Genomic DNA, 6,309 nt, shown 5'->3' on the forward strand with positions numbered 1-6,309 from the left:
TGAAGGGGAAGCTGCCATGAGCGCCGAGGACCTCGAGAAGTACGAGACCGAGATGGAGCTGAAGCTCTACCGGGAGTACCGCGATGTCGTCGGTCTGTTCAAATACGTGATCGAGACCGAGCGTCGTTTCTACCTCACCAACGACTACGAGATGCAGGTGCACTCGGTCCAGGGTGAGGTGTTCTTCGAGGTGTCGATGGCGGACGCGTGGGTGTGGGACATGTACCGCCCGGCGCGTTTCGTGAAGCAGGTCCGCGTTCTCACGTTCAAGGACGTGAACATCGAGGAGCTGAACAAGAGCGACCTGGAATTGCCGGGCGGGTGAGTCCGGGCGGGTGAGTGCTTGCCGGGGGAGCTCGGCCGGGTGACGAAGTTATCCACAGCCGGTGAGTTGTCCACCAAGATCCACTTCTCTTGGTGAGGTGCGTGACGGTTGGCGCCGGAGGTGGTGCCGACATGAACGCACGCAGTGCACTCGGCAGGTACGGCGAGGATCTGGCCGCGCGGCGGCTGACGGACGCCGGGATGACGGTCCTGGAGCGCAACTGGCGCTGTGGCAGGTCCGGGGAGATCGACATCGTGGCCCGGGACGGGGACGTCCTGGTCGTCTGCGAGGTGAAGACCCGCAGGGACGGCCGCTTCGAGCACCCGATGGCGGCGATCACGCCGGAGAAGGCGCAGCGGCTGCGGGATCTCGCCGAGAGGTGGATCCAGACACACGGGGGAGCACCGCCGGGAGGCGTCCGAGTCGACCTGATCGGCGTGGTCCTGCCGGACCGCGGCGCCCCGGTGGTCGAGCACGCCCGGGGGGTGGCCTGAGATGGGTTTCGCGCGGACGTGCTCGGTGGCGCTGGTGGGCGTCGAGGGCGTGGTGGTCGAGGTCCAGGCGGACCTGGAGCCCGGGGTGGCGGCGTTCACCCTGGTGGGCCTCCCGGACAAGAGCCTGACGGAGAGCCGGGACCGGGTGCGGGCGGCTGTGGTGAACTCGGGGGGCGAGTGGCCGCAGAAGAAACTGACGGTCGGGCTCAGTCCGGCCTCGGTGCCGAAAGCCGGCTCCGGTTTCGACCTGGCCGTGGCCTGCGCGGTGCTGGGAGCGTCGGAGCGCATCGACCCACGGGTGCTGGCGGACATCGTGATGATCGGCGAGCTGGGTCTGGACGGCCGGGTGCGACCGGTCCGGGGCATCCTGCCGGCCGTGCTGGCCGCGGCGGACGCCGGTTACGAACAGGTCGTCGTGCCCGAGTGCGCCGCGGCCGAGGCCTCCCTCGTGCCCGGGGTGTCCGTCCTGGGCGTGCGAAGCCTGCGGCAGCTGATCGCCGTGCTGGCGGACGAGCCCGTGCCCGACGAGGAACCCGAGGAGCCCGGCCGCCCGGATCCGCTCCTCGCCGGGCTGCGTATGCCCGGCACCGGTGCGGCCACGGGCATGCACAGCATGGGCGCCGCACAGCACGACCAGGGCCACGACCTCGCCGACGTGGTGGGCCAGATCTCGGCGCGGACGGCGGTGGAGGTCGCCGCGGCGGGTGGACATCATCTGTTCCTGGAGGGCCCGCCGGGTGCCGGCAAGACCATGCTGGCGGAACGGCTGCCCGCCATCCTGCCGAGGCTCCGCCGTGAGGAGTCGCTGGAGGTCACCGCTGTCCACTCGGTGGCGGGACTGCTGCCGCCGGGCAAACCCCTGATCGACGTCGCCCCGTACTGTGCCCCGCACCATTCGGCGACCATGCAGGCACTCGTCGGCGGCGGTCCCGGCATCGCCCGGCCCGGGGCGGTGTCGCTGTCGCACCGGGGTGTTCTCTTCCTGGACGAGACGCCCGAGTTCAGCAGCCATGCCCTCGACGCGCTGCGCCAGCCGCTGGAGGCCGGGCACGTGGTGATCGCCCGCAGCGCGGGCGTGGTGCGTTTCCCGGCGAAGTTCCTGATGGTGCTCGCCGCCAACCCCTGCCCCTGTGGGCGCTTCTCCCAGACGGACGACTTCTGCGAGTGTCCGCCCTCGGCGATCCGCCGCTACCAGGCGCGACTGTCCGGGCCACTGCTGGACCGGGTCGACCTCCGGGTCGAGGTGGACCGGGTCACGCGCGCCGAGTTCACGCGGCTCGGCACACGGGGCGAGTCCACGGCGACGGTCGCCGAGCGGGTGCGGGCGGCGAGGGAGCGAGCGGCGGCGCGGCTCGCGGGCACCCCGTGGCGGACCAACAGCGAGGTCCCCGGCCGGGAGCTGCGCAGCCGGTGGCACGCCGTGAGCGGGGCGATGGACGAGGCCGAACGCAACCTGGAGCGGGGCGTGCTGACCGCCCGGGGGCTCGACCGCGTCCTGCGTGTCGCCTGGACCGTCGCCGACATCGTCGGGCACGACCGGCCCGACGCCACGGACGTCGGCCTCGCGCTGCAACTGCGCACCGGTGTTCCCAGGGGCGTGCCCATGGCCATCGGGGCGCTGACGTGACCGCCGACGGCGCCTCGGACCGCGAGCTGCTCGCCCGGGTCTTCCTCAGCCGGGTCCTGGAACCCGGTGACGAAGTGGCGGGCCGGTGGGTGCGGGAGCTGGGGGCCGTGGAGACCGCACGGGTGCTGCGGAAAGGGGTGCCGCAGCTCGCCGGGGTCACCGACAAGCGCTGGGCAGGGCTGCTCACCCGCGCCCAGGAGGCCGACGCCGAGCGGGATCTCGGCCTCGCCCGGGAAGCCGGGGTCCGCTTCGTGATCCCGGGGGACACGGAGTGGTCGGCCCAGCTGGATGACCTCGGTGACGCCCGCCCCGTGGGCCTCTGGGTCCGGGGCAGGCCCAGTCTGCGGATGTGGGCGTTGCGGTCCGTCGCCGTCGTCGGGGCGCGGGCCTGCACCGAGTACGGGGCTCACATGGCCGCCACACTCGGCGCCGGGCTCGCCGAGCGCGGGTGGGTCGTCGTGTCCGGCGGGGCCTACGGTGTGGACGGGGCCGCTCATCGAGGGGCGCTCGGGGCCGGCGGGGCGACCGTCGCCGTGCTCGCTTCGGGCGTCGACCGGCCCTATCCGCGTGGGCACACCGGGTTGCTCAACCGGATCGCCGAGCAGGGACTCGTGGTCGGGGAACTGCCGCTCGGCGAGCATCCGACGGCCAGCAGATTCATCGTCCGCAACCGGGTCATCGCCGCCCTGACCACAGGCACCGTGGTGGTCGAGGCCGCCCACCGCAGCGGCTCGCTCGTCACCGCACGGGCGGCACAACGGCTCGGACGCCACACGATGGGAGTACCCGGACCGGCCACCAGCAGCCTCTCGGCCGGTGTGCACGAACTGCTGCGCGACGACGCCGTCCTCGTCACCGACGCCGCCGAGGTCGTCGAACTCGTCGGCGACATGGGGGAGCTGGCACCCCAGAGGCGCGGACCCGTGCTGCCCAGGGACCTGCTGGAGCCGGACGCCAGACGGGTGCTCGCCGCGCTGCCGGGCCGGGGAGCCGCCTCCGCCGACGCGGTCGCCCGCGGGGCGCAGACCACCAGGGACGACGCGATCGCGAGACTGTACGAACTCCGATCACTCGGTTACGTCGAACGACACGGCGACGGCTGGAGGTTGACACGCCAGGCGATGATCTCCGTCCGCGACGGCCGGGGCGGATGTTGACGGAGCGTGTTCGGCCGTCCGGGGGAAGCCCCCGCACCTGTGCAAACAGCGGCGGTCGGGGTCCCCGGGCGATCACGGAAAGCGACCGTCGTGACCCGGTGGGACGGCCCGCGGGACAAGTCCGCGTACGCGTTCCCCCTCATCGTTCGCTGACCGCGACAGCTCAGTCACGCTACGCTCACGAGGTTCCGACGCAGTACGCACTTCACGGCAGAACGGCACAAGGCGACGAATGCCCCAGCACACCTCCGGGTCCGACCGGGCGGCGATCCCCCCAGCCGCCCGTGACGGTGGCAGCGTGCGGCCGCCCGCTCCCTCGACGCTCGACGAACTGTGGCGGTCGTACAAGAGCACGGGGGACGACCGGCTGCGGGAGCAGCTGATCCTGCACTACTCGCCGCTGGTCAAGTACGTGGCGGGACGGGTGAGCGTCGGTCTGCCGCCCAACGTCGAGCAGGCCGACTTCGTCTCCTCGGGTGTGTTCGGGCTGATCGACGCGATCGAGAAGTTCGACATCGACCGGGAGATCAAGTTCGAGACGTACGCGATCACCCGGATCCGTGGCGCGATGATCGACGAGCTGCGGGCGCTGGACTGGATCCCGCGGTCGGTGCGGCAGAAGGCGCGGAACGTGGAGCGGGCGTACGCGACGCTGGAGGCGCGGCTGCGGCGGACGCCGACGGAGGGCGAGGTGGCCGCCGAGATGGGCATCGGGGTGGACGAACTCCACGCGGTGTTCAGTCAGTTGTCGCTGGCGAACGTGGTGGCGCTGGAGGAGTTGCTGCACGTCGGGGGCGAGGGCGGCGACGGGCTGAGCGTCATGGACACGCTGGAGGACACCGCCGCGGACGACCCCGTGGAGGTGGCCGAGGACCGGGAGCTCAGGCGGTTCCTGGCGCGGGCGATCAACACCTTGCCCGAGCGGGAGAAGACCGTCGTCACGCTCTACTACTACGAGGGACTCACGCTCGCCGAGATCGGGAACGTGCTGGGTGTGACCGAGAGCCGGGTCAGCCAGATCCACACCAAGTCGGTGCTGCAGCTGCGGGCGAAGCTGGCGAGCTTCGGGCGGTGAGCCCGGCGGCTCGGCCCGAGCGGGCCGCGTCCATGCGAGTCACTCCCGTCCGGGGTGGCGCGTCCGTAAAGTGGTTGACGTGCCAAGGATTCGAGCGGCCTCCGTGGCCGAGCACCGGTCGATGCAGCGAGCCGCCCTGCTGGACGCGGCCCGGTCGTTGCTGTCCGAGGGAGGGACGGACGCGCTGACGTTTCCGGCACTCGCCGAGCGGACGGGGCTGGCGCGGTCGTCGGTGTACGAGTACTTCCGGTCCCGGGCCGCCGTCGTCGAGGAACTGTGCGCGGTCGACTTCCCGGTGTGGGCCGCCGAGGTCGAGGCCGCCATGGCGGGTGCCGGGCCGGCGGCGGGCAAGGTCGAGGCGTATGTGCGACGGCAGCTGGAGCTGGTGGGGGACCGGCGGCACCGGGCGGTCGTGGCGATCTCCGCGAGCGAGCTGGACGCGGGGGCCCGGGAGAAGATCCGGGCCGCGCACGGCGGGCTCGTGGCGATGATCGTGGAGGCCCTGGGCGAGATGGGACACCCCGAGCCCCGGCTGGGCGCGATGCTGGTGCAAGGGGTCGCGGACGCGGCGGTCCGGCGGATCGAGCTGGGGGTGGCAGAGCCTCCCGAGGTGATCGCGGACGCGGCGGTGGCGTTGGTGCTGAGGGGCGCGCACGGCTGAGGGGGCGGGCAGGGCGTGCGGTGCGACTGCCCTCGCGGGCTGAGCAGGTCGCTGGGCGGCTGGGCCGGCAGCAGGTCGAAGGCGGGCCCTTTGCCCGTGCGGGTCGAGCAGGTCGTTGCGCAACTGCCTCGCAGGCCGAAGGCAGGCACGTGGCCATTGCCCCCGTGGGGTGAGGAGGTCACCGTGCGACTGCGCTCGCGGGTTGAACGCGGGCTCGGCGCGGCTGCCCCCGTGGGGTGAGGAGGTCGCCGTGCGACTGGGCTCGCGGGTTGAACGCGGGCTCGGCGCGGCTGCGCCCGTGGGGTGAGGAGGTCGCCGTGCGACTGGGCTCGCGGGTTGAACGCGGGCTCGGCGCGACTGCGCCCTGCGGGTTGAGCGGGTCGCCGCACGAATGCTCTCCGCGCTGGTCGAAGGCAGGTACGGTGCGTCTGTTTCCGCAGGCCGTAGGCACGCGCGATGCGTCTGACGCCGTAGGCCGCAGGCGCGCACGGCACGACTGACCCGCAAGCTACGCGGGCAGCGGGACCCCCAGTACCGGGAGCAGTCTCGACGGGCCCCTGTGTAGGAGCCACGGTGGGAGCAGGGACAAGGGATCCAGGTAGGTCTCGCCCCGCAGCAAGCCCCAGTGGACGCACGTGACCGTGCAGTGTGAGCCCGTGGGGTCCACCGTCCCCACCACCTCGCCGGCCTCGACCTCGTCCCCCTTCTGGACCGACGCGCTCACCGGTTCGTAGGTCGTGCGCAGGTTCGTGCCCGTCAGCTCCACCGACACGACTCCCCGCCCCGCCACCCGGCCCGCGAAGGACACCCTGCCCGCTGCCACCGCCCGGACCGGCGTCCCGGCCGGGGCCGCCAGATCCACGCCGCGGTGGCCCCGGCCGTAGACCGTCGCCGGGGGCTCCCAGCCCCGTACGACCGTGGGACGGGTGCCCACCGGCCAGGCGCGGCCGATGGCGGGGACGTCAGGGGG

General features: G+C 72.5%; 7 protein-coding genes. 6 read left to right on the forward strand and 1 reads right to left on the reverse strand.

Annotated features, from left to right (window positions below):
• The first annotated feature begins 16 nt into the window (after positions 1–16).
• The 6 genes from GRC12_RS19435 (at position 17) to GRC12_RS19460 (ending at position 5,339) form a co-directional block, all read left to right on the forward strand.
• Positions 17–325, forward strand: coding sequence for a DUF2469 domain-containing protein (locus GRC12_RS19435; RefSeq protein ID WP_003965949.1), 309 nt, complete (start codon positions 17–19; stop codon positions 323–325).
• 131 nt (positions 326–456) lie between these two features.
• On the forward strand, positions 457–819 hold the full coding sequence (locus GRC12_RS19440) for a YraN family protein (protein ID WP_208780581.1): 363 nt from the start codon (positions 457–459) through the stop codon (positions 817–819).
• A 1-nt stretch (position 820) separates the two neighbouring features.
• Positions 821–2,446 carry a YifB family Mg chelatase-like AAA ATPase gene (locus tag GRC12_RS19445; protein ID WP_208780582.1) on the forward strand — a complete coding sequence of 542 codons (1,626 nt, stop codon included), beginning with the start codon at positions 821–823 and terminating at the stop codon, positions 2,444–2,446.
• Positions 2,443–3,603 carry a DNA-processing protein DprA gene (gene dprA / locus GRC12_RS19450; RefSeq protein WP_208780583.1) on the forward strand — a complete coding sequence of 387 codons (1,161 nt, stop codon included), beginning with the start codon at positions 2,443–2,445 and terminating at the stop codon, positions 3,601–3,603. The genes GRC12_RS19445 and dprA overlap by 4 nt, the downstream gene beginning before the upstream one ends.
• Before the next feature lie 232 nt (positions 3,604–3,835).
• A complete protein-coding gene (gene whiG / locus GRC12_RS19455) occupies positions 3,836–4,678 on the forward strand; it encodes an RNA polymerase sigma factor WhiG (protein WP_208780584.1) in 843 nt (280 codons plus the stop codon).
• Between the two features lie 103 nt (positions 4,679–4,781).
• Positions 4,782–5,339: a TetR/AcrR family transcriptional regulator gene (locus tag GRC12_RS19460; RefSeq protein ID WP_208780586.1), complete on the forward strand. Its 558-nt coding sequence runs from the start codon at positions 4,782–4,784 to the stop codon at positions 5,337–5,339.
• 508 nt (positions 5,340–5,847) lie between these two features.
• Here GRC12_RS19460 and GRC12_RS19465 read toward each other — a convergent pair.
• A partial coding sequence (locus tag GRC12_RS19465) for a murein hydrolase activator EnvC family protein (protein ID WP_208780585.1) occupies positions 5,848–6,309 on the reverse strand: 462 nt, incomplete at its 5' end.

Origin of the sequence: Streptomyces griseorubiginosus (assembly GCF_017614965.1) — a bacterium.
In the GTDB taxonomy this organism is placed as follows: domain Bacteria; phylum Actinomycetota; class Actinomycetes; order Streptomycetales; family Streptomycetaceae; genus Streptomyces; species Streptomyces griseorubiginosus_B.

What these genes read in the sequence shown, in the direction of transcription:
- GRC12_RS19435 (WP_003965949.1), top strand. Translation starts at nt 17, where the DNA reads ATGAGCGCCGAGGACCTCGAGAAGTACGAGACCGAGATGGAGCTGAAG.
- GRC12_RS19440 (WP_208780581.1), top strand. Translation starts at nt 457, where the DNA reads ATGAACGCACGCAGTGCACTCGGCAGGTACGGCGAGGATCTGGCCGCG.
- GRC12_RS19445 (WP_208780582.1), top strand. Translation starts at nt 821, where the DNA reads ATGGGTTTCGCGCGGACGTGCTCGGTGGCGCTGGTGGGCGTCGAGGGC.
- whiG (WP_208780584.1), top strand. Translation starts at nt 3,836, where the DNA reads ATGCCCCAGCACACCTCCGGGTCCGACCGGGCGGCGATCCCCCCAGCC.